Raw genomic sequence first — 25,291 nt, 5'->3', positions numbered from 1 at the left:
TGTTATTTATTTAAAGGTTTAAGTTATCGGATTTAATAAACGTCCTTTTTAGTGGAGTTTATTTATTGTTAGTTTTATTTAATAGAAAGGTTAGTTCGAAACTCTATTATTGAGATGTTTTGCTCATCTGATATTAAGTAAGGAGTCACTTTAATGTTATTGTTTTTTAGGATACTGGAGGAAATAAGATTTTTGGCGTCCTCCGCATTTCTCGTAGTCACTAATAAACCATAACCATCAATAAAATAACTAAAAGAATCTAATTTATCTTTATGAAATGGAATGTGAGTAAACCAACCAAGAAATAAAATACTTTGTGATGGAAAGGTTGTAGACAAGCAGAAAGGGTTACCTAATTCCACCCTATAAGCAGCTCCGAAGGGTATTAATTTATTATTGCTAATTAAGTATTCATTTATCAATGCAGATTGCTTAATAAATGTTTTGTTTAGAATTTCATTTGAACGCTCTTTTCTATAGGAATAATGCAGGATATATGAAGAAAACCCTAGGATTAGCGCAAGTAATGTCAAATTAATGATCTCAATTCCTCTCTTTTCGTTTAAATAGATTAAAAAGAGTATTACACTGAAAAATGCCGGAAAAAAAACTCTTGGTTTAACCGATGCGTTTAAAGAGATATAAATTAATGCCGTCCCGAATAATGAAAATATTAATAATATTTTAAGTCTCTGTTTTTTATTATGGTAAAATATTAAAAATGTTATGAAAATTAAAAGTATGATGAAGTAATTATAACGATAAAACGTTATTTTGCTATTACTGAGTTTTTGCCTAAATGACCTTTTATCAATGGATTGATAAATTTTTTCTAATTTACTATAAGTAATTGCAGAAGGGTTAGTAGATGCATCTACCAGGAGTTGGAAGTCTTCTAGCAAAACATCCTCTGGTAGATCGAAATTATAACTTTTTATATTTGGATTATCATTAATTTTTCCTCGAAGCTTATTGTACTCCATAAAATTTTTCCATTCGGGATCAGTGTAATAATAAGCATAATCAGCTGCTTTACAGATAAAAGAGATTACTATGGTAAGTATTATAACTCTAAAATTTTTGTCATAAAAATAATCTTTAAGTTTTCTTGTTGGTAACAAGAATAATGGAGAAGATATAAGAAATATAAGAATCGCAGCTTCAAACCTTATTAATGTTCCAATTGTAAAAATTAAAGTTCCAATATATTTGTGTTTTGTATTGTAGATTATACTTAATCCAGCAAGAGCAAGAATCGATGCTGTCCTAGTAAATTGAAGAAGTATGGAGAGGTTAATAAATATTGATAATAAAAAAAACAGTAAAAATATTTTGAAAATAATCGAATAAGATGATTTAAATATAAAATTTGCTATTAATGAAATTGATATTGTATTTAGAAAAACAAGTGATATTGTATACCACTCTATTTCGGAAGAAAAGTAATAAAACACGTTAAGTAAGCTTCCAAAAATAAAGTTGATAAAAACTAAGTGATTATCAGGGGTATTACTATATTTTCCTGATGAAATTAACAACATTGCAACATCGTCATTTTCTTCAAATCTTATTGAAAAGAGATTGTTCAGTATTGTAAATATTATTACTAAGAAGATAAAGATTAAAACAAAAGGTAGATTCTTTCTAAGATATAAATTCATTGATTTAATTTTTTAATTGAAGCTAACAGGTAAAATAAAGACATTAAACCAAAATACCGACATTATTATATATTTTTAAAAGTATCATGAAGTTCATTTTCTGTAAAAGCAATTTTATCATTCTCCCATTCATAATAAAGGTAGTCTTACCACACAATCTGTAAATCGGTCAGAATTTACTAAATTTCTTCTATCATGTTTATCTCTATAAAACGGCTTTTTATATAAAATCAAATAGTGAAATATTGCCAATAAATCTATAGATTTTAATTTATCTATTAAATTATTTCTTTGCTCCAAATCTTTACATACCAGTTTTATTCTAAAGTAGGATTATAATAGTTATTTAAAATATATAGATAACTAATCTCACCCGATAAATATACTTTAGAGCCAACGGATATTTCGTTTTATTTTTCTGCAATTTTCAACTATTCTGATTAAACCTCTTTATATCTGAATAATCTTAAAAACAGAAAATCACTAATGAGAACCAAAACAACATTTGATACCTGAAAATAGTTTCGAGTAATCAAAATAAAAATATACGGAAAGCTTAGAATGAAATAGTGCTCAAAATTTTGTATAAAAACAGGTATAAGATTTACCACAACACTCAAAATCAAAACCGCGTCAATTTTATTATTTAAAGGTTTGATTTTTAAAAAAAATAAAAGAATGAGCAATAATGTAAAGACTTTGGAGCCTGCTAAAATACTAAACAAAGATTTTGATGAGGCCATGCCGGTTTGCCCATAACTTTTCCCATTTATATAACTTTTTCCATTTAATTGCTCCAATAAACTTAAAAATGAAACATCCTGAATAAGGACAAAATATATTAAAAACAAAAGAAGAGGCACTAAGGCACCAGATAAAAAATTAATAAAATTTTTATATTGGTACTTATGATAAATTAAAACTAACAATAAGAAAGGCAAGAAATTTAACAGCCCATACTGTTTGCTAAAGAAACCTAAAGAAAGAAATAACCCAGTCCAAAAGAAATATTTATTCATTAACAACCAAAAAGAAATAAATACAAACATCATAATATAAACCTCTAGATTTATATAGCCGCCTTCTGAGCTTAACACTGTTATAAATAGAAATAATGATAAGAAAATTGAACGCCATAAATTCACATTCAATTTTCTACATATCTGGAATAAAAAAGTTGCTGAGACTAAAGTTATAAAATATTGAAATATTAGAAAGCAATAATATACCGGATTGTCAAAAATTTTGTAAATAATTGAATTCAGGTACATCATTAAGGGAGAAAAAATGCTTTTAATATCCTTAAAGGGAACTAATCCATTAAAAATATCTCTCCAAACGGACAGATAGTAGAGGGCGTACGCACTTATAAAAGAATAATAAAGACTTAAGAACATCAAGGCCAAAAGAATGAAGACCCAAACAATATTAGTCCTTTTTAACAGCCTCATTTATACTTTGGATTATTAGATTAACTGTTTCACTCTCTAATTCATAAAAGAAAGGCAACCTTAATAAACAATCTGTAAATCGGTCGGAATTTACTAAATTTCTTCCATCGTGTTTATCCCTATAAAACGGACTATTATGTAAACTCAAATAGTGAAATACTGCCAATATATCTTTAGATTTTAATTGATCTATCAATTTATTTCTTTGCTCCAGATCCTTACATACAAGGTAAAACATATGGGCGTTATTAGTTGCGTATTCTGGAATTGAAGGAAGCTGAATTCCGTGTTTAACGGATAATACATTTAATCCTTCAATATATTTATTCCAAAGCTTACGCCTTTTTTCTTGTATATTATCAAGGTGTTCTAATTGTGACCATAAAAATGCGGCAATAACTTCTGATGGTAAAAAAGAGCTACCCATATCTACCCAACCATATTTATTAACTTCTCCTCTAAAAAATGCAGATCTGTTAGTACCTTTTTCCCAGATAATTTCTGCCCTTGCCATAAATTGGTAGTCATTTATAGCAAGCATTCCTCCTTCTCCTGAAATAATATTCTTAGTCTCATGAAATGAAAAAGCCGCTAGATGTCCAATAGATCCTAAAGCCCTTTTAACTCCATCCTTTCCAGTATAAAAACTGTCAATTGCTTGTGCAGCATCTTCAACAACAAATAAATTATGTTTATCTGCTAATTCCATAATAGCATCCATGTCACAGGCAACGCCCGCATAATGTACAGGAACAATAGCTTTTGTGTTTTCCGTAATTAATGCTTCAATTTTGTCCTCATCCATTCCTGGATGATCCTGCCGGCTGTCAACAAAAATTATTTTAGCTCCCCTTAAAATAAAAGCATTTGCGGTACTTACAAATGTATAGGAAGGCATTATCACCTCATCCCCTGACTTTATGTTAATTAGAATAGCCGCCATTTCTAAAGCATCCGTACACGAAGTGGTCAAAAGACATTTTCCGAAGCCGTATCTCTGCTTTAAATAATCTTGACAAAGCTTAGTATATTTGCCGTTACCGGAAATTTTTCCAGTATTTACAGCATCATTAATATATTGTGTTTCTTTCCCAGTTAGATGGGGCTTATTGAATGGTATCATAAATTCCAGAAATGATAAATATTTGTAACATTTTTAAAGCTAAAATTATTTTTAAGGTATAATTTTTTTGCTGGTTGATTTTCATATTGAGTGGCAACTTCAATTTCTGAAAAATTTAGCTCAACAGATGCGGATTCACATTTTTCAATAAGCTCAGAACCTATATTTCTACCTTGAAAATTAGGGTCAACAGCGACTAAACCAATTTGGGTAACATCAGCATTATTTTTTTTAAAAGTTATAAAACCTGCTATTTTAGAATCTATAATTTTAATAAATAATTTAATCGCCAATTGTCCCTCTATACTTTTATCCAACCATTCCTTATACATTTTTAGAAATTCATTATTTGTGAAATTAGTATCAATTTTGAACCTGGAAGAAATTCCACTTAAATAAGCTAAATCTAACAAATTATCATAAGAATGTATTGATGAATCAAATTCTATTATGTCTTCCGAATTTTTAGGTTTTGATATTTTTTTTGAAAAAACAACTTTTTTATCAACTAAGTTCAAACCTTTAATATTGTTGATTTCTAAGTCGCAAAAAACATAAACCAATTTAAATCTTTTTGATTCAAGATAAAAATTTTGCACATCAAATTCTTCTACAGATTTAAGTTTTATAATTCCTACTGGGTAGCCAAAAAAGTTTGAATCCCACTTAGCTTCTTCAATCATTAATTTTTTTATTTATTATATAAATTGGTCTCTTTTTAACTCCTTCAAAAGTTTTACCTACATATAATCCAATAATTCCTAAAGTTGAAATAATTACGCCTGATAGTAGCCAAATTGAAATTATTAAACTGGTGTAGCCTATAATTAATACATCTCCACGCATCCATTTCAGGAAATATATAAATGCAATAATAACAGATACTAAAGAAATTATTAATCCTGATTTTATTAAAAGTCGGATAGGTTTATCTGAATATGCTAAAATTATATCTAGAGCTAAATTGATTAAACTTTTGATATTATAACTAGACGTGCCATCCATACGATCGTTATGCTCCACATTTATCTTAGTTGTTTTAAATCCAACCCATTTCACCATTGTTGGAAAATAGCGAATTGATTCCCGCATCGAAATCACAGCTGAAATGACACTTTTACTATATATCCCAAAATTAGCTATTGTTTCATCTTGCTCTGAACCGGTCAAATAACCCAAGGTTCTATAAAATATTTTTGAAAAAATTCGTTTGAAAAAATGATCTTGACGCTCAAATCTCCTGGCCAAAACTACATCATAGCCTTCCTTGGCTTTATTATAAAGCTTTTCAATTTCTTCTGGTCGATCCTGTAAATCACAATCCATAACTACAATCCAATCTCCGGAGGCATGATCCAATCCAGCTGTAATTGCGTAATGCTGTCCAAAGTTCCTGCTTAACTTTATTCCAACAACATTTGGATTACTTTTAGCAATATCTTCAATTACTCCCCAGGAATTATCCGGCCCACAATCCTCCACCAGTATAATTTCATATTTATCGGTGATCTCCCGAATACTGCTTTCAATCCTTTCAACCAATACAGGTACTATTTTTTCGGCATTATAAACAGGACTAATAATGGAAAGATGTGGCATATGTTTAAAATTTAACAGTTACTATGGTTCCTATAATAATTAAAAATAATCCTATTACTTTACCCCAAGTAAAAGTTTCTCCCAGTAAAAAAACACCAATAAAAAAAACCAAGGCAGGAGCCAAACTCATAAAAGGATAAGCTACTGTAATTTCAAATTTGGTCATCGCAGCCATCCAAAATATTGAAGCCACGAATGCACTTAAAAAACCCGAAATTATATATATATCCATTAGGGCATCAATTAAAAAAGATATTTTACCTGAAAAAGATTCCGGTAAACTTCCAAATTGATTGAGACGCCACTTTAGTATAATTTGACCATAAATAGTAAAAAATATGGTGCCAAAAATATAGATATAATTCATTATTTTAAGGATCTTAAATACTCACCATATTTACTTTTACCATACTTTGCTGTTGCAAGCTTAATTTCGTCTTTCCCGATGAATTTATGTATATAAGCTACTTCCTCAATACAACCAATCATCGCACTTTGCCTATTTTGAATTACCCTGATGAATTCAGTTGCATCGTCTAGAGATTCTACGGTTCCCGTATCGAACCAAGCCATTCCTCGAGTCATCACCCCAACTTCTAAATTTCCCGCATCCAAATACATTTGATTGATAGTGGAAATCTCCTTTTCGCCACGATCCGATGGTTTAACATTTTTTGCATATTCCACCACATTATTATCATAAAAATATAATCCAGGAACTGCAAATTTAGATTTTGGATTAGCAGGCTTCTCTTCAATGCTTAGAGCCTTATTATCTTCATCAAATTCTACAACCCCATAACGTTCAGGATCTTTTACAGGGTATGCAAAAATCGCAGCTCCTTCAATATTTGCTTTACTCCTCAATAAAGTTCCAAGTCCATTTCCGTAAAAAATATTATCACCTAATACAAGGGCTACTTTTTCCTTTCCAATAAAATCCTCTCCTATTATAAAAGCCTCGGCTAGTCCATTTGGCTCTTCTTGTACTGCAAACTCAAAATTACAACCAACTTGAGATCCATCTCCCAGTAATTTTTTAAAAGATTCCTGATCATGTGGAGTGGTTATAAATAGAATATCTCTTATTCCTGCTAGCATTAATACCGAGAGTGGATAATAGATCATGGGTTTATCATATACGGGCAACAATTGTTTACTTACAGCTATTGTTATGGGATATAGTCTTGACCCAGATCCTCCTGCTAAAATAATTCCTTTCATATATTATTGTTAAGTTGTCTTGTTGTAAAGTTGCCAAAAATGTAAAGTTGTTAAGCTGTCAAATTGTTAAGATGTTTGGTCTGCCTTTAAGGTTTTATATAATGCATTCAACTGATTTGTAATATGCTCTGCTTTTTTTCTTAAATCAAGATATTTATCTTCTTTAATGAATTCTAAATCTGAACTTAGAATAAGTAGATTTATTACTTCCCATGCCGAACTATAGGCAATATTTATAAACCTTGCTTTTTCAGTTTTTGTTTTTCTTGAGAAACCTTCTGCAATATTTGTTGTAATACTTACAGTTGCTCTTCTTATTTGACTTGTTAATCCGAATTTCTCTGAATTTGGAAATGACTCTGTTGTTAAATAAATATCTTTTACAAAACTACGTGCATTCTTCCAGACCTCTAACTTTTCAAAATAAAATTCATACATGATTGAAATTTATTAAATCTTTAAACAAGTTCACTCCATTCTCTTTTTACAACTTCACAGCTTTACAGCTTCACTTTTTATATTGATTATTATAATATTCCTGATATTTCCCTGAAGTCACATTTTTCAACCAATCCTCATTATTTAAATACCAATCTATTGTCTTTTCTAATCCTTCTTCAAAAGTAACAGATGGTTTCCAACCTAATTCTTTATTTATTTTAGATGCATCTATAGCATATCTTTTATCGTGTCCTGGACGATCCTTGATATAAGTAATCAAACCTTCTGAAGTACCTTGCACACGATCTAATTTCTCATCCATTATTTTACATAACAATTTTACTAAATCTATATTCTGCCATTCATTAAATCCACCAATATTATAGGTGCTTTTTGTTTTGCCTTGATGAAATGCCAAGTCTATTGCAATAGCGTGATCTATAACATATAACCAGTCTCTAGTGTACTTTCCATCTCCGTAGACAGGAAGTTGTTTGTTCTGGATTATATTATTAATGAAAAGTGGAATCAATTTTTCAGGAAATTGATTGGGTCCATAATTATTAGAACAATTAGAAATAATATAAGGTAAGCCATAAGTTTCCCCATAAGCTCTTACAAAATGATCTGAACTTGCTTTTGAAGCTGAGTATGGCGAATTTGGATCGTATGAAGTGGTTTCGGTAAACAATCCCGTCTCACCAAGAGTTCCATAAACTTCATCGGTACTGATATGATAAAATAATTTATCTTTAAAATTATCTTTCCATAAGGCCTTTGCGGCATTTAGTAAGTTCATAGTCCCAATCACGTTAGTACGTACAAATGCGAGAGGATCGGCAATTGAACGGTCAACGTGAGATTCCGCAGCTAGATGAATCACTTTATCAAAATTATATTTTTCAAACAGATTGTTAATTTCTACTGCATTATTAATATCAGCCTTTAAAAAAGTATAATTATCGGCAGCCTCTATATCTTCAAGATTTTCAAGATTCCCAGCATATGTCAAGGCATCCAAATTATATATCTCATATTCGGGATATTTGTTCACAAATAAACGTATAACATGAGAACCAATAAAACCTGCGCCACCGGTTAGCAATATTTTTAAAGATTCTGATTTATGGAATTGGTCCTGCATTTAGGATGAGTATTTTGGTTAACAATCGGCAAATATAAGGTTTTTGTATTGAGATTGGAGTTAGGTAATCTTAAATAAATGTGGAAAGGCTCAGAGTTGACTACAAAGGAGTGAATTGATTGTAAATTAACGGATAAATCCTATTAATTATGATACATCACAATGGGATTTCTATAACATTTCTATTCTTTAGCTTTGAAAGCTATTAACAATAAAAACCTTAGAATTATTTTTTTTCTACAATTTTCATCAAAATATTTTCCATATTCATTTTTTCTTAATGGGGTTGCCAGTTCCCGCAACTGTTCTCTGGAAATATATTTTTTTGTCGAAAGCAATTTCTTCAGTACAGGCAATTTTAAGGCCCTGACGCTTTTCAATGGTGTGAATAAAATTGGAGGATGTGAATTAAAATTTATGAAATTACATTCGGCATTATCTTAATACAAATTATTTATTGAATCATTTAACATCTCTGCAAATTTAAAAGCTCCTTTCTTATTAAGGTGACCATGATCGTAGAAATCCTCTGATTTAAATAATTGAGAATTCATAAAATTCCAATATGGTATATTATGTTTTTCGGAAATCCTATCAAAATCTGATTCGTTTCCATTCAAAAAACTAGTTTTTAAATATTTGTTATACTCTACAAATGTTGGTGTAGTAAATAAAATAGGAACAATATCCCTATTGATCAATATTTGTAATAAACCATTTAAATCTTCCTCAATCTCAAGTTTTTCTTTTGAACTCTCAACTTTTTGATTCCAACTTTTAGCACTCCCTTGAAAATTGTTTTCATTAAACGCAACAACATCTTTACCTTCATAGCCAATAAAACCCTTCTTAATTGTGTCTTTTAGATTTACTCCTTTTTGTACGGGAAAATCAACGACTATGTTTTCTGTGCTTAGGTGTTTGATTATTTCCCTTTTGAATAATGAAAGTATTATTTTTGGAGTATAACCAAATAGAGTATGGGAAAAATCTTCAAATAAATAATTTTTATTTTTATAACGCACTCCTGTATCATAATATGACCAAACATCCCTAATACCCTGACTTGAAAAATACAGGGAATGAAAATCAGCACTAATTAATACGTATTTTAAATTTTTGTATTCATCCAAATGAGAGAGTAAAATTCTTTTATCGAAATAAATGCTTTGGTTTACATTTGCGAGATTATATGCGTATTTATCAAATGCATTGGGATCAACCCCAAAATTCGCGTGGGAATTACCTAAAATTATTATTTCAATTTTTTCCTTATCCCGTATTGCTCCTTGAATTTTTTCTTTATACAAGGAATTTTTATTCCTTAAAAACCCTTCCGTCATTATAATTACAATGATTGGTAGAACCATAAAAACAAAGAGTCGTTTTAAAAATAACACCATATTTTAAAATTGAAAATAAATAAATTGTTGATCCACATTTTCACTTGCAAACCAATAAATTAAAATAACTAAAGAATAATAAAACAAATATCTAAATGGCCTAAATCTAATTTTTACAGTTTCAATTGCAAATTCTCTTTTCCTTCCCGTCCACTCTATAGTTATAAAAATCAATAATAATGGAAGTAAAACTTTTAAAAAATTCACACCCTCATATGAGGGAATACGAAACAAAGATCTTGAAAATATTTCGCTAAAATAACTCCAAGCATGCCCAATATTATCTGCTCTAAAAAATATCCAAGCAAACACTGTCAAACTAAAGGTTAAAGACATCTGGCCAATTTCTTTTATACTTGGAAAATACGAATCACCGGCAACAACTTCCATATTCTGTCTATTTTTTTTGGTCAGTAATAGCGGAAGAAAATAAAGCGCATTCAAAGCTCCCCAAATGACAAACGTCCAGTTGGCACCATGCCAAAACCCACTTACTATAAATATTATAAAAGTATTCCTTACCTTCATCCAGGTTCCTCCCCGGCTTCCTCCTAAAGGAATATAAAGATAATCCCTGAACCAGGTAGAAAGTGAAATATGCCAGCGCCTCCAAAATTCTGCAATATCCCTAGAGAAATATGGAAAAGCAAAGTTTTGCATTAAGTTAAAACCGAAAAGCCTGGAAGTACCAATTGCAATGTCAGAATAACCCGAGAAATCCCCGTAGATCTGAAAAGTAAAAAAGATTGCTCCCAGAACTAAGGTACTACCGGAATAGTCTGCGGAATTATTGAAAATAAGATTGGCATAAGTAGCACAATTATCTGCAATCACAATTTTTTTAAACAAACCCCAAAGAATTTGTCGTAGGCCTTCTACTGCCTCATTATATTGAAATTTTCTTTTGGATAATATTTGCGTTAATAGGTTAGTTGCCCTTTCAATTGGTCCAGCAACTAGTTGCGGAAAGAAACTGACAAATGCCGCGAAGGAGATAAAATCTTTAGTTGGCTCTAGCCGTTTTTTGTATACATCTATAGTATAACTCAAGGTTTGAAACGTATAAAAACTGATCCCTACAGGAAGAATAATATTAAGGGAATTAGCATTTATTTCATTCCCGAAAAATGTAAACGCCGATTTAAAATTATCCAAGAAAAAATTATAATATTTAAAGAAGCCTAAAAACCCTAGGTTTACCAATATGCTTATCCAAAGCAATATTTTTCGCTTGTTTAAATTTTGTTCCTTCCCCAAGCTAACCCCAATTACATAATCAACGAGGGTACTAAATAGAATCAATGCCAAAAACCTCCAATCCCACCAACCATAGAAGACATAGCTAGCTAGCGCAATAAGAATATTCTGATGTTTTAAATTCTTGTTGAAAACAAACCAATAGAGTATAAAAACTATCGGTAAAAATATCGCCAAATCTAGGGAGTTAAAAAGCATTTAATTTTGATGTAAGAAAGTTAGCTTTTAGCGCTGATAAAATAATTGGCGAATTTAGTTTTTTAACTTTGAAATAATGTGCATTAGAAATTATTTTTGAATATAACATCCCTTATACCACTCTATAAACTCCCTCACACCTTTTTCAATACTCGTATTTGGCTCATATGCAAAATCTTTTTTTAGATCACTTACATCTGCCCAGGTTCTCTCTACATCACCTGCTTGCATAGGAAGCATTTCTTTTTCTGCAATTATGTTCAGTTGCTTTTCTATTTCATCTATAAAATCTAAAAGCTTTACAGGTTTGCTGTTTCCTATATTATAAAGACTATAATTTGATTTTTGATCTTTATCACTCGTAACGATCTTTATAACCCCATCTACAATGTCATCTATAAAAGTAAAATCGCGTTCTAAATTTCCGTTATTGAATACCTTTATCGGCTTTCCTTTTATAATAGCATCTGTAAACAAGAACATGGCCATATCTGGCCTTCCCCAAGGTCCATAAACGGTAAAGAATCTGAGTCCCGTGGTTTTAAAATTAAATAAGTGGCTATAAGTATATGCCATTAATTCGTTGCTCTTTTTTGTAGCTGCGTACAAACTAATGGGATGATCCACATTATCCTTTACCGAGAAAGGAATTTTTTTGTTCTGGCCATACACGCTTGAACTGGTTGCATAAACCAGATGTTCAATATTATAATTTCTGCAACATTCCAATATATTCAAAAAACCAACCACGTTACTATCTATATAAGCTTGCGGGTTTTTCAGACTGTATCTAACCCCGGCCTGTGCTGCGAGATTACAAACAATTTTAAATTTATGCTGTTTAAAAAGTTCTGGCAATTGCTCTCTGTCTTCTAAGTTTAACTTGATAAACTGAAATTTAGGATAGCTATCACTTTCCAGTATTTCATTGTAAGATATTATCTCCTTTTCAATTCCTAGTTCTTTAAGTCTTGCCAACTTTAAGTTGACATCATAATAATCATTTAAATTATCTAAACCTACCACCTCAAAGCCTAAGTCTAATAACTGTTTTGCTAAATGAAACCCAATAAATCCTGCAGCTCCGGTAACTAAAATCTTGTTTTTAAGTTCTTCTTGCATATATTTAAATTGCCAAGTATTTTGGGTAATCTGAGATCACCCTTTTAAAATTCTTAGTTTTTACAAAAGTATCAATTTCAATTTTATAACTTTATTGTTTATACAATTCAATTCTATGTTTCAAGAAATAAATAGTACCAACTATCCCCCAGAAAATTCAACGCTTGTATGGGATGGCGAATGTAAATTTTGCAAATGGTGGAAAGATCGCTGGGAACATAAGATTAAGGGCAAAGTGCAATTCCGTACCTATCAAGATGTTCATCTTGAATTTCCTGACATTCCAAAAAAAGAATTTCAGAAAGCTAGCAGACTTATAGACACCAATGGAAATGTGTATTCCGGTCCAGACTCGGCTTACAAGCTCTACTATTACTTAGGCAAACCCAAATGGCATTTATGGTATAAAAGACAAAAATGGTTTAAGGTTTTTAGTAATAATGCATATAATCATATCGCAAAAAACAGGAGTTTCTATTATAAGGTAACTATACTTTTATTTGGAAACGATCCTACAAAACCAAAGATCTATTGGTTTTACTATGTGCTACTTATAATATTACTCCTAATATCTATATGAAGTTTTTAAAATCTTATTGGATCTATATAGTGGCTGCTATTATTACAATTTTCGGACTAATAACAGGCTGGTACCTCTTCATTTTCTTTGCTATTCCTTTTGCCCTATTCCGCCGCTGATTGTCCGCTTTTATTCTAGTGAGTAGTTTTCAACCAATTTATACTAGAAAGTAACCGTCATCCTGTCACTACGTTTGGGAGTTTCAGCACCTCATTTATTTGGAGTTGCGACCCTGAACCAGGTTACCATTGACGAATTATAACAAGTCGGACAACACTCCTTTTAGTCGGTAATGATCTGTTTAATTTTTATGATTGTTCATTTTTTTTGCTATGCTTTCCTCTCGCTTCACTCGTCGGAAGCAATCAACACGAACCAAAAAAAGGACACTTTTTTGTAGGTGTTTCCAATTATGCTTCCGCATAATTGGAACCGTACTTCCACGGCTAAATTTTCTCCAAGGCTTCGAAAATTTTACGCCGTGGAAGCACTACACTTGCAAAAAAGAAGTGCTTAAGACGATAAATCTACTAGGAACCATATGTCAATTCCCTCCTCTAGATCTTTTTTTTTATCAATGGTCTTATGGTGACGTGACCATTTCAAAAAGAATAATTGGTTATTGGATTCAAAACGGATATACAAATTCGGCAATAAATATTCCGACAAATAATATATAAGCTGAGTTAAATTTATACTAAACATTAAAAGCAATTTGCTTTTAGAAATCCATGGCAGTAACTTTCCTTATAAATCTAAAATAAAATTGAAAATGAAGGACTACGGGACACTTTCTCAGGCTATAAATATATTGAAATTGGAAGAAGGATATGAATTCGATTTTAATTTAATGGATGAAAAAATCGAATTAAAAGCTGAATCAAAATCTTATCATCCAGACGATTTTGAAGTAGATAAAGTATTGAGATTTGAAGGAATGAGCAATCCAGATGATAATGCTATTCTATACTGCATTCATACTAAAGATGGCAAAAAAGGGACTTTGGTAGACGGATACGGAATTTCTGGCGGGCAAATATCTAAAGAATTAATGGCCAGACTTGATCTTAAATCGGGTAGAGAAACAAAATAAGGCTCCCGTTAAAGTTGTATTAAACCCAATTTCAAAATTGGATAGCATCACTTACTATCATATTTTTGTATGATAAATTAACAATCAATAAATAAAAACTATGAACTATTTAGGATTAGACGATAAAAAAACTGCCAAAACTGTTGAGGAACTTAATATACTATTGGCAGATTACCATTTGTATTATCAAAAACTTAGAAATTTTCACTGGAATGTAATCGGGAAAAATTTCTTCGATCTTCATGAAAAATTTGAAGAACTTTATGAAGATGCTAAATTAAAAGTAGATGAAATTGCTGAAAGAATTCTAACCCTTCGCTATCAGCCGGTTAGTAATTTAAGTGATTACCTTAAATCTTCTGATGTAAAAGAATCAAAATCTGATCTTTCTGATTCTCAAATGATAAAAACATTGCTGGAAGATCATGGTACTATTCTAAAGCAATTAAGAAAAGTTGCTGATTTAGCAGATAAAGGTGGTGATGAAGGGACTATAGATCTTATTGGAGGATATATTGGAGAGCTGGAAAAAACTAGCTGGATGCTAGATGCATGGAAAATGAAAACCAACGACACTCATAAAACACTATAATTTATAAATCAATAGATGTCCAAAGATTTCAGTTTAAATGAGTCTATTAGAGGTATTTGGGATAAAATGGCTTCATGGCTAGATTCCTTAATTCTCAACCTCCCAAATTTTATATTAGCTTCAATAATTTTCGTGATATTTATATTTATCGCAAAGTATGCCGCAAAGCTATTAGATAAAATACTCAAGAGAAAAGGATCTCAAGATTCTATAAGGCACATTTCAACGAAAGTTGCAAAGGTTTTTATAATACTACTAGGGTTCTTTGTCGCCTTAGGACTTTTAAATTTAGATACAATTTTAACTTCTGTACTTGCCGGTGCTGGGGTGATTGGTCTTGCCATTGGACTTGCTCTTCAAGGTACACTTAGCAATACCTTTAGTGGAGTTATCTTAAGTTTTTTACCAGAATTGCAAATTGGCGACTGGGTGGAAACTAACGGATATGCAGGAGAAGTTATAGAAATTAATTTAAGGAATATCGTTGTTAAGGAATCGGACAATAACTATGTGATGATCCCCAATTCTAAGATAATAGAAGAGCCGTTCAAGAATTTCACTAGAACTGCAAGATCTCGAGTTATGGTTAATTGTGGTGTGAGTTATAGTAGCGATCTTGAATTCGTTCAGAAACTAACTACTGAAACTATGCAAGCTCTTTTCGCGCAAAGGGGAAATGAAGAGGTAGAGTTCATGTATGGAGAATTTGGAGATAGCTCTATTAATTTTGTGGTTCGTTTCTGGACAGATGTTACTAGGAATCGTGATGTATTGACGGCAAAGAATAAAGCTATCATAGCAATTAAGAAAGCTTATGATCAAAACGGAATTAACATCCCGTTCCCTATCAGAACTATAGATTTCACTAATAAGTTATCTATTAATGAGCCTAAAAAAGAGGAGTAAATCTAAGATATTTTTCAATTAAAAAAAGCCCTTGCGAAATTCGCAAGGGCTTTTTTTAATTCTATATGCATATCCAATTTGCGTTCTAATGGATATTCTAAACTTAAAAACGCAAAATTTTTGTTTCCCCCGACCTTAAAGGGAGCAAAATTTTAGAATTATTCAAAATTTCGAGAATATGACCAGCCTTTAGGGCTGGGGCAAAGACATATTCGGCTATGGCATATTAAAATTAACTTTTTGTACTGTTTGCGGATATAAGTAAATTCAACTAATAGCGCTTAAAACTTAAATCCGAATCCGAAAGTAAACCTCATATCTTCTTCACTACCAAAGAGACTGAACTTAGCACTCAATGCTTCAGCGCTATTAATCCAAAGTCCTCCTCCATAGCTGTCATGCCATATTTTGCTTTCACCCGCTTCTGTCCAAACCCTTCCAAAATCGAATCCTCCATATATTCCAATTTGGAATGGTAAGAAAGAGGTCTTAAATTGATTAAAGCTATAACGCAAGTCTGCTCCAGTCGCAAAGGCTGTTTTACCAGAAAAACGTTGTTGTCTAAAACCTCTTAATCCTGAATCATCACCTAATGAAGCGGCTTGGTAAAACTCGTAGTTTTCTCCAATATTAAAATGTGCTTGTACCTGAGATTTTAAAACTAGTTTTCTGTTCTTTGAAAGGGAATTATAAAAGCCCAGATAAGGTTTTATATATCCAAAATGTCTCTCAAGATCTTCAAGATTTAATTTTCCTCCTCCATTCAATTCAAATTTCATTCCTCGTGTAGGATTCAAATTATTATCATAACTCTCGTATCTATAAGTTGCATCTAAACCACCAAAGAATTTTCTTTCAAAAAAATCTGGATCATTAGGCATAAATTCTTCAGAAATAAATCTACCCTCAGTATCATCAACCTTGATTCCTTCAAAATTTGCCATATATCCAAAATAACTTCCGAAGGGTGATTTTCTAGCGAAGCCAAATTTAATTCCGGCTCTTCCTATTTTTGTCCTATTATAGTCGTAATCCAGATCATCAACAAAATTTGAAGTTTCATTTCCGAAGCCAAAGAAATTATTTGAGGCATTAGGACTAGAAAAATTAGCACCAATCAATAAATTAAAATTCCCTAAAATTTGAGCAAATTCACCTTCATAGCTTGCATCAAAACCATTAGTGGCAAAATAATAACCTAGACTATAAGTATTTCTTGTGGTGAATGGATTTCTCTTAAAACCATTCACAGTAGAAACAACCTTCAAGCCAATTTTAATTCCTTCGTCTGGGTTGTAGCCAAAGCCTGGTAATAAAGATCCAGATTTAAACGTCTTCTTATCTTTATCAAATGTATTCTGATTGTAGTTATCTCTAAACCGGATTTTTGCTTTCCCTTTGGACTCTACAGTACTAGGTTTACTTAAATAATCGTAGATCTTAACCTTTCTACCGCTATTCTCTTCAACATTATAAATATCATTGTTCTGCCCTCCAATAACTCGTACAAAGATCAAATTTTCATCTACTTCTCCTGTTATATTTATTACATCATCATCATCTAAGGCATATAACCAAATTTCATCTGTATCTGCTTTATTATAAGTCTTATCACTTACCAGATCTGCTTTTTTCCCATCTTTGATCCTAGAGATAGTTATTCGAGTTTTACCTTGGTCTAAACGCTCAATTTCTACAAAATCATCTTTATCTGTTCCCGTAACTATGGCCAATTTCGCCATATAATCGTAATATCTTTTAGCGATATCTACAATATTCCCTCTTCTTCCCTTCAGGCTTTTTACAATAAATTCAGTCGTTTCGTTTCTTGTTATCTCTGGTAATTCTAAAAACGCCTCATCAATTATTTCGTCGGTTAAATTCTTCTGAATAAATTCAGCTTGTTCTATCCACTCTTCTCTTCCTACATTCTGAATTAGTGTTCTGTCCATTCCCGTAGCTGCGGTATTGAACCATTTTACATCTTTAATATCATCACCATACACAGCGAATTGATTTGCAAATCCAGATAGACCTCTTAAGGTTCCAAAAAATGCGCCATCAAAATTCGAAAAAGCTTGATCGCGATCTCTAGGAATAGGTAAAAATCGTTTATCCCCTTCAGCCGTTTCTACTTCAGCCCATTTCCATTGATCTTGATGTCTATCCCAATCGCCAATGAGCATATCAAAAATTCTAGCCTTGATATATGCTTTTTCGTCCAGGAAATATTTCTCGTCCTTCCTCAACTTTTCTAACATATCTGAAGTACTTAGAATATCTTCCGTTTCCTCTCCAAAAGACTTCATATTAGTCCAATCATCTTCTGGTCTTTCTACGATCATATACAATTCATCTCCAAAATCTGAATTATATTCTTCTAAGGCTTTTTGCTTAGGCACATAGAATAATTTAGGATTTGTATGGAACAATCCAATGGCATCTGATAGTTTTGGAACTGCGAGAAATGCGTAAGGATGTGCAGCTGTATAAAAATCCTGAATCACATTCTCTGCAATTGTATTCTCTAACTGGTCTTGTACTGGAGTGTCCTTAAATGCTACAGCTTGTAAGAATTGTACAGCACTCTTTTTAAGACGGCGCATATTATAATCTCTACCTAAACTATCTTCTAATCTAACTGATATTGTTTGGTGCCCACCTCCTTTAATTACAGGTTTTAAACCACCATATAATGTATCTAAATTCGCGACTTTTACAGATATTGGAGTTCCATATAGATCTCTGTATCGCTGCCCCCAAACACTTTCGTATAATCCAGTTTTTTCTGTTTCCTCTTCATTATAAATTGAAGTAATAATAGTTTCAGGGAATTCTGTTGGTAAGTGAGAAACATCATAGGGTCTTGGAGCAGAAAAAACTTCTTTCTGATACAATAATTTAGCCTTGTTATTTTCATTCCCATAAAAACTAACCCATGAAGAGCCATCTTCAAAAACATCATAAACAGCAAAACCTTGATCTGGATATGCAAAATAACCGTCGTTACTTAAAACAGCATAAGATCCTTTAGAGCCAGATCCAGATACAATCTGTTTCACACTGTCATGCTCTATATATTGTAAAGAATGCTCATGCCCTGAGACAAATATTAGTCTTTCTGAACCTTGTGCAATCGTTTCCAATCTTTTTACAAGGGATTTATACCTTTCATTTTGCGCATCTTGAATAGAGACTCCCCCACTGGTTCTTATTAAAGCAGCTAAGGATCCAAGTATAGGAATAGGGATTTTCTTTTGTGAAGGATAAATGTGTCTAGTAAACTCGTACTGTCCGCCATGAACTCCATTAGTATATAATGGATGATGCAATGCGACTATAATTGTTTTATTCTGATTTTTTTGTAATTCTGAAGCAAGTTCCAAAAACAAAGCTTCTCTAGTTTTTATCTGGGCACAATCGTCGTTAATAGTTGGGTGCCTATCCCAATCCTCCAAGTACCATTGGGAATCTAAAGTTATAAGCTGAATATTTTCTGAAATCTCGATTACATCCATACCGCATCCGGTATTTGGAGCCCAGATCAAATTATCTTTCAATTTAGATTTCAAATAATCTCTCTCACGCTCTAGTCCTTTTATGTCCTCGTTATACCAATCATGGTTACCAGGAATAACAACTACCTTCCCTTCATATTTTTCGAATGCATCTAATTGAGCATCCAATCTATACTCGGCATCCTCGCGCAACGGGCTATCCTTTGGTGGCATCCCCACGGGGTAAATATTATCTCCTAAAATAATAGTATAGTTATCTGTTACTTTAACAGAATCCATATAACTTTTAAGGGCAATCAATCCTTCAGAACTTCCTCCTGGAGGTGAGTACCCAGCATCTCCCAAAAGATAAAAAGATTTCTCAATTTTCTTGTCTTTAGGATAATCAAAATTTTCCGTTGGTTCTCCCACTCTATATTTCGGATCGTAGGTAACACATCCAAAAAATAACAAACTGGCGACTAAAGTTAGAAATATGTTATTTTTTTTCATAAAAATTTAAAAGGCATTTTTTTTTGGTAATTTGGCTCCATATTAAATAACTATTTCCATGACAGAATTGGTAAAAAAGGCAGATAAATTTGTCCTAGATTTATTTAAGGAAAAACTTCCAAATACATATATATATCATAATTATAGCCACACAAAGCGGGTGGTTAAAAGTACTAAAGAATTAATTGAGAATTCGGAAATAAATGTTAAAGAAGAAGGGGTATTGCTCTTATCTGCTTGGCTTCATGACACTGGATATACTGTAAAATTTGAAGGTCACGAGGAAGAAAGTGTGAAAATTGCTACTCAATTTTTAGAGGAAAATAATGCCGATCAAGAGACCATAGATGAAGTAGCAAAATGCATTATGGCAACCAAATTTGAAACTGTTCCAGAAACTAAATTGGAAAAAATTATTAGAGATGCAGACTGTTCTCATATAGCTAAAGATTATTTTGATGAAACCAGTGAGCTGTTAAGGCAGGAATTACAACTTTTAAACATACATAATTATTCCACTGAAGAATGGTTAGCCGAGAATGTTACTTTGTTTACAGATAAGCATCAATACTTTACCGAGTATGCTTCAGTGGAATGGAAAGAAGGTAAAGACAATAATCTTTCAGAAATATTAGAAAAACAGACAAAAAAGGTTCAAAAGCTAAAGAAAGAAGAAACTAAAGCACGTCTTAAAGCAGAATATAAGAACAATAATCCAGAGAGAAGTATTCAGAGTTTATTTAGGGTAACACTTCGAAACCATATAAAGCTAAGTGATATCGCAGATACAAAAGCAAACATTTTGCTTTCTGTAAATGCCATTATCATTTCACTTGCCTTAGCGAATATCATCCCAAAATTAGATGCAGTTACCAATAAGCATTTATTGATCCCAACCTTGATCTTGGTAATCTTTAGTGTAGCTTCTATTATTTTATCTATTATGTCTACCAGACCAAATGTAACCACAGGGGAGTTCACTAAAGAACAAGTAGAAAGTAGAGATGTGAATCTATTATTTTTTGGGAATTTTCATAAAATGCCCTTCGAACAGTTTAAATGGGGAATTAACGAAATAATTAAGGACAAGGATTATGTATATGAATCTCTTATGCTAGACCTGTTTCTTTTAGGAAAAGTATTGCATAGAAAATACATGCTTCTAAGACTTACTTATACCGTATTTATGGTAGGAATTATAGCTTCTGTATTAAGCTTTGTTGTCGCTTTTTATCTTAAATGATCTATAAGGCCATCATAATTGATCGCTTTCTCAAAAGCATTATCATCCGGGTGATATAAGATATTTACCCGGATCGCTTTTAAACCGATTACTCCTTGCACATCCTCTAATTCCAATAATTCCACTTCATCCCCAAGATATTGCTTTATCTGAAGGTATTTAATATACCTTAAATATTCTCGCTCATCACTGCTTTGAGAATATACAATAGAGATCTTCCCTTTTTGAGTAATTCGCTCTTCGGTGTTTTTAATAAAAGCCTTATCTATTCGTTTTTTTATGATCTCATAACGTGCATTATAAGTGCCGTCCACATCAAATTTCTTCTCATCCATTCTATATCTAATGGACAAAGTACTGTTAAACACCAATATTAAAGAAGCAGCATCTAATTGAATTGGGGTGTTTGATTGTAGCTGATAGAATTTGTTTTCCATCTCACACATCGTGGCGAGTTGCCATAATCTAAGATTGTATAAATACACCTCATTAAAAGGCTTATTATTGGTTAAGGAGGCTCCAATATAAATATTATGGTCTACTCCATCGGTCTTATAACGTTCAAAATAGTGTGGATATATTTTCTGAGCCTCTACTTGTTTTTTATCAAGTAATCTGGCCATTGTCCTGTTGATTCGCTGCACTGTATCATCATAATTTTTACGATGATTGTAGATGATTCCAGTTTCAGGATTTAATTGTTTTTGGTAATTATCTACTAATTTTTTCAATTCACCCGACTGGCTACTTAAATGTTCCATCAACGGATTAACTTCTTTCTGAAGCAAATTAAAAACCCTTTGTTCGCTTGAAGCATTTAAAGTATCCTTAAGATCATCTTTAAAGTCAGTAATTCTAAATCTTACCTGATCGTAAATTGGCATGTTTTCTATTTGATACGCCATATCTATAATATGCTCTATCTCTTCCAGCTGATGCATCAGATCGTCCTGGATCGCAGAATTTCTAGCATCAGAAGAACCAACAATATCTATTTGACCATAGAGCGGATACACATCTTTAAAGGCTATATCCTTAATGGAAGCTAAGCCATCTTTATTTAGATCTTTAATAAATTGTTTTGCTTCTCTATCAAATATCCATAATACGCTTGGGTGTATAGAAGTACACTCACTCTGGATAACCGCTTTTACTTTATTTTCGAACTCACTTCTATTCCTTTCTACAGAGGTAACTATATACGGTAATATATCGTCCAGTTTAATTGCATTGATACTGTTCAATTCGTTCTTTCTATAAGAAACCAATTCCAAAATACCCCATACCTTGTTTTCTACAGCAATAGGAGCCAGAATACAGCTCATCACATTATTCTTCAGAAGATTTTTTGACAACAAATTGTTATTCGATTCCTTTGCATAACGTTCTACATTGGTAATTGCAAAATATGTTTGTTCTTCTATTATTTTTTTAAAAGTTTCATTGCAAACACTCGTTTTACATTCGCTTTCAAGTTTATCATTAAGTATAAAACTAAAAGAATCTTGGTTATCCATTCGTTCAAAGACCATCCTGTCTTTATTGAATACTGTAAAACCAACCCGGATGTCTGGAAGTCTATAAATGGATTGAAAGATTTCTTGAAATTTCAATAATTCTTCTTCATTTGAAGATTCTTTGTGAAGCAGTGTTGTTTTTAGATCAGAGATCGCATCGTCTACAGTTACATCGGTTAAATTAACTATAACGAAACCTTTGAAGATCCAACTTAAAGGCGGAAATTTCTTTTTCCAAAACTCTACGTCATCAATATTTTGGATTAAAAGATCTACATCATCTTCAGAGATATCTATTGCATTTTCCCCTTTTTCAATATCAATAAAATCCGCATTTAAAGCGATCTTATAATGCTTTAAAATTCCTGTTTCATCTGGAATATCATAATATAAAGGCCTAGAAAAATCTATCTTATAACCGTAATGATGATTAAGAATAAGGATACAACCATATATATAGTACATATCTTCATCCAGATTCCGCATGGAAAGCTCATAATCGTCCCCTGCTTTTTCAAGAATTTTTTTAAATCGCGCAGAGGTATTAAAGATCAAATTATGAAATGGCAAAGAAGCTGCCTTGATCTCATTTTTTGATAAAATCTTCGGAAAAAGTTCATCTAACAAGATCTTGATTACATCCTTAAATTTATTCAAGTCGTTAGGGTCATCGATTCCCTCTTCCAGTTTAGGAAAGGAAGAAACATAATCTAAAACTTTTACCATATATTCTTTAGAAATACTACTTTGCTCCTCATCTAAAAGGTTCCTGTATTCTTCTATAATCTTATGGAAACTTATTTTTATATCTAAAGGAAAATCCTGAAGCTGATTTTTCATAATCTTGTTTGAAGCTTAAAATTACTATTTCTTTTAGCGCGCTACTTATCTGCCCTTGAAATTAACATTTTTTTACAAACTTATATAAACTATCCAAGGTGAGTTATGTATTTTTGCTTAAAATATACTTAAATGAAAAGACTTTTAGCAGCTATAGCAGTACTTAGCATTCTTGGATGCAACAAGGAAAAAGAAGGATATTCCATCTCGGGGGATATCAAAAATGTTGAAGACGGAAAAATGATTTATCTATCGGAATTAGATGCAAATAATCAGCCTACAAAAATAGATTCTGTTGCAGTAAAAGATGAAAAATTTACATTAGATCTGCCAGAGGTTACAAATTCTAATTTAAACTTTTTAAATGTTGACGGAGCTAAAGGAGGTGTTTTATTTATTTCAGAAAATGAACCTATAGAATTCCAAGTATATAAAGACAGTCTTCCAACATCCACCGTTAAAGGTGGAAAAGAAAACAAGATTTTATATGATTATTTAGGCCATATTAAAGAGCTAAATACAAAGGTGATGAGAATTAGAACCGACCTTCGTGCTCAAGCTACAACCAGTCGGGATTCCTCTGCAATTGCTAATCTAAAAAAGGAAGAAGAAGGACTTAGAAATAGCGACCTTGCTTACAAGAAAAAGATAGCAAAGGAAAATTCTGAAAATTTTGTGGCGCTTTTAGTTCTTTCAGATATGATCAATGTAGGAGCTCCTGCAAGTGAGGTAAAAGAACTTTATGAAGGGCTTTCTGAAAATTTAAAGCAAACTTCAATTGCTAAAATGTTAAAAGAAAACTTAGATAAACGAAGCATTACCGAAATAGGTAGTAAAGCTCCTGAGTTTACCGCTCCAAATCCACAAGGTGAAGAAATTGCACTTAAAGATGTTTTAGGTAAAGTTACTTTAATTGACTTTTGGGCTGCTTGGTGTAAGCCATGTAGAGTAGAAAATCCTAATGTAGTAAAAGTGTACAATAAATATCACGATAAAGGCTTCAATATCATAGGGGTTTCTTTAGACAGAGAAGGCCAGAAAGACAAATGGATAAAGGCTATAGAAGAGGATAATCTAACTTGGAACCAGGTTTCTAATTTAAAATTCTGGAATGATCCGGTTGCACAATTATATAATGTAAGAGCCATTCCTGCAGCATTCTTGTTGGATGAAAATGGGGTTATTGTAGCTACAAATCTTAGAGGCGATGCATTAGAAGCTAAGGTGAAAGAGTTAATAGAGAAATAATTGTAATTCTCGAATCTTAACAAGCACATTTTAGTCTGAGCATGTTGAAGACTCAATGAGACAAAACTAATGTCAGTCTGAGCCTGACGAAGACTCAATGTGACAAAACTAATGTCAAACTGAGATCCATAATAAAAAAAAACTAGCGTAGGAAATTGACGATTGAAAGATGCTGAAACTCCCGAAGCGTCGGGACAGCATGACGGCAATTAAAAAAGTATCGTCACCCTGAACTAGTTTCAGGGTCTCTTATCTGGGGCAATGAAAAATACGGCAATGGTAGTGTAAGCTTATTTCCATTTGAAAAGCACATTTTAGTCTGAGCATGTTGAATACTCAATGTGACAATTACAAAAAATGTCATTCCATCCTGAAAGCTTTCTGGAGAGAAATCTCTATAGAGTCTAGAGATTCTTCACTCCATTGCATTTCGTTCAGAATGACAATATCAAAATTGAAAAGCACATTTTAGTCTGAGCATGTTGAAGACTCAATGTGACAATTACAAAAAATGTCATTCCATCCTGAAAGCTTTCTGGAGAGAAATCTCTATAGAGTCTAGAGATTCTTCACTCCATTGCATTTCGTTCAGAATGACAATATCAAAATTGAAAAGCACATTTTAGTCTGAGCATGTTG

The 25,291-nt window shown here is 32.0% G+C and carries 20 protein-coding genes; 6 read left to right on the top strand and 14 right to left on the bottom strand.

What is annotated here, in order from left to right; translation table 11 throughout:
* Positions 1 to 74: 74 nt before the first annotated feature.
* The 12 genes from H033_RS0109285 to H033_RS0109225 form a co-directional block, all read right to left on the bottom strand.
* Positions 75 to 1,661: a hypothetical protein gene (locus tag H033_RS0109285; RefSeq protein ID WP_026838074.1), complete on the bottom strand. Its 1,587-nt coding sequence runs from the start codon at positions 1,659 to 1,661 to the stop codon at positions 75 to 77.
* Positions 1,662 to 2,101: 440 nt separating this feature from the next.
* Positions 2,102 to 2,806, bottom strand: a complete 705-nt coding sequence (locus H033_RS0109280; protein WP_155827763.1) for a hypothetical protein — start codon at positions 2,804 to 2,806, stop codon at positions 2,102 to 2,104.
* Between the two features lie 283 nt (positions 2,807 to 3,089).
* On the bottom strand, positions 3,090 to 4,235 hold the full coding sequence (rffA, locus tag H033_RS0109275; RefSeq protein ID WP_026838072.1) for a dTDP-4-amino-4,6-dideoxygalactose transaminase: 1,146 nt from the start codon (positions 4,233 to 4,235) through the stop codon (positions 3,090 to 3,092).
* Positions 4,232 to 4,918 carry a GNAT family N-acetyltransferase gene (locus H033_RS0109270; protein WP_026838071.1) on the bottom strand — a complete coding sequence of 229 codons (687 nt, stop codon included), beginning with the start codon at positions 4,916 to 4,918 and terminating at the stop codon, positions 4,232 to 4,234. The genes rffA and H033_RS0109270 overlap by 4 nt, the downstream gene beginning before the upstream one ends.
* Positions 4,911 to 5,834, bottom strand: a complete 924-nt coding sequence (locus H033_RS0109265; protein WP_026838070.1) for a glycosyltransferase family 2 protein — start codon at positions 5,832 to 5,834, stop codon at positions 4,911 to 4,913. The genes H033_RS0109270 and H033_RS0109265 overlap by 8 nt, the downstream gene beginning before the upstream one ends.
* Before the next feature lie 4 nt (positions 5,835 to 5,838).
* A complete protein-coding gene (locus tag H033_RS0109260; protein WP_026838069.1) occupies positions 5,839 to 6,201 on the bottom strand; it encodes an EamA family transporter in 363 nt (120 codons plus the stop codon).
* On the bottom strand, positions 6,201 to 7,058 hold the full coding sequence (rfbA, locus tag H033_RS0109255) for a glucose-1-phosphate thymidylyltransferase RfbA (protein WP_026838068.1): 858 nt from the start codon (positions 7,056 to 7,058) through the stop codon (positions 6,201 to 6,203). The genes H033_RS0109260 and rfbA overlap by 1 nt, the downstream gene beginning before the upstream one ends.
* Before the next feature lie 66 nt (positions 7,059 to 7,124).
* Positions 7,125 to 7,496, bottom strand: a complete 372-nt coding sequence (locus H033_RS0109250; protein WP_026838067.1) for a four helix bundle protein — start codon at positions 7,494 to 7,496, stop codon at positions 7,125 to 7,127.
* A gap of 70 nt (positions 7,497 to 7,566) precedes the next feature.
* Positions 7,567 to 8,643 (bottom strand): dTDP-glucose 4,6-dehydratase, encoded by a 1,077-nt coding sequence (gene rfbB, locus H033_RS0109245; protein ID WP_034886176.1) that lies wholly within the window; start codon positions 8,641 to 8,643, stop codon positions 7,567 to 7,569.
* 440 nt (positions 8,644 to 9,083) lie between these two features.
* Positions 9,084 to 10,046, bottom strand: coding sequence for a hypothetical protein (locus H033_RS0109235; RefSeq protein WP_155827761.1), 963 nt, complete (start codon positions 10,044 to 10,046; stop codon positions 9,084 to 9,086).
* Positions 10,047 to 10,049: 3 nt separating this feature from the next.
* Positions 10,050 to 11,501: an MBOAT family O-acyltransferase gene (locus H033_RS0109230; protein WP_026838063.1), complete on the bottom strand. Its 1,452-nt coding sequence runs from the start codon at positions 11,499 to 11,501 to the stop codon at positions 10,050 to 10,052.
* Between the two features lie 90 nt (positions 11,502 to 11,591).
* Entirely contained in the window at positions 11,592 to 12,623 is a 1,032-nt protein-coding gene (locus H033_RS0109225) for an NAD-dependent epimerase (protein ID WP_026838062.1), read from the bottom strand.
* Positions 12,624 to 12,738: 115 nt separating this feature from the next.
* On the opposite strand from H033_RS0109225, the gene H033_RS0109220 reads away from it, so the two are divergent.
* From H033_RS0109220 to H033_RS0109205, 4 genes are all read left to right on the top strand, one after another.
* Positions 12,739 to 13,203, top strand: coding sequence for a thiol-disulfide oxidoreductase DCC family protein (locus tag H033_RS0109220; protein WP_026838061.1), 465 nt, complete (start codon positions 12,739 to 12,741; stop codon positions 13,201 to 13,203).
* Positions 13,204 to 13,975: 772 nt separating this feature from the next.
* Positions 13,976 to 14,296 carry a hypothetical protein gene (locus H033_RS0109215; protein ID WP_026838060.1) on the top strand — a complete coding sequence of 107 codons (321 nt, stop codon included), beginning with the start codon at positions 13,976 to 13,978 and terminating at the stop codon, positions 14,294 to 14,296.
* Positions 14,297 to 14,396: 100 nt separating this feature from the next.
* Entirely contained in the window at positions 14,397 to 14,888 is a 492-nt protein-coding gene (locus tag H033_RS0109210) for a Dps family protein (protein WP_026838059.1), read from the top strand.
* A gap of 15 nt (positions 14,889 to 14,903) precedes the next feature.
* Positions 14,904 to 15,794 (top strand): mechanosensitive ion channel family protein, encoded by an 891-nt coding sequence (locus H033_RS0109205; RefSeq protein WP_026838058.1) that lies wholly within the window; start codon positions 14,904 to 14,906, stop codon positions 15,792 to 15,794.
* Positions 15,795 to 16,075: 281 nt separating this feature from the next.
* Here H033_RS0109205 and H033_RS0109200 read toward each other — a convergent pair whose 3' ends face one another.
* A complete protein-coding gene (locus tag H033_RS0109200) occupies positions 16,076 to 19,804 on the bottom strand; it encodes a metallophosphoesterase (protein WP_026838057.1) in 3,729 nt (1,242 codons plus the stop codon).
* 58 nt (positions 19,805 to 19,862) lie between these two features.
* Between H033_RS0109200 and H033_RS0109195 the strand changes: the two genes are divergently transcribed.
* Positions 19,863 to 21,047, top strand: a complete 1,185-nt coding sequence (locus H033_RS0109195; protein WP_026838056.1) for a Pycsar system effector family protein — start codon at positions 19,863 to 19,865, stop codon at positions 21,045 to 21,047.
* On the opposite strand, the gene H033_RS0109190 is transcribed toward H033_RS0109195, so the two are convergent.
* Positions 21,035 to 23,404 (bottom strand): hypothetical protein, encoded by a 2,370-nt coding sequence (locus tag H033_RS0109190; protein ID WP_026838055.1) that lies wholly within the window; start codon positions 23,402 to 23,404, stop codon positions 21,035 to 21,037. The two genes, H033_RS0109195 and H033_RS0109190, sit on opposite strands and share 13 nt — an antisense overlap.
* Before the next feature lie 132 nt (positions 23,405 to 23,536).
* On the opposite strand from H033_RS0109190, the gene H033_RS0109185 reads away from it, so the two are divergent.
* Complete coding sequence (locus tag H033_RS0109185) at positions 23,537 to 24,652, top strand: TlpA disulfide reductase family protein (RefSeq protein ID WP_026838054.1); 1,116 nt, start codon at positions 23,537 to 23,539, stop codon at positions 24,650 to 24,652.
* Positions 24,653 to 25,291: the final 639 nt, after the last annotated feature.

It is taken from the genome of Gillisia sp. JM1 (genome assembly GCF_000424645.1).
In the GTDB taxonomy this organism is placed as follows: Bacteria; Bacteroidota; Bacteroidia; order Flavobacteriales; family Flavobacteriaceae; genus Gillisia.
This window is presented reverse-complemented; position numbering and strand designations above follow the sequence as displayed.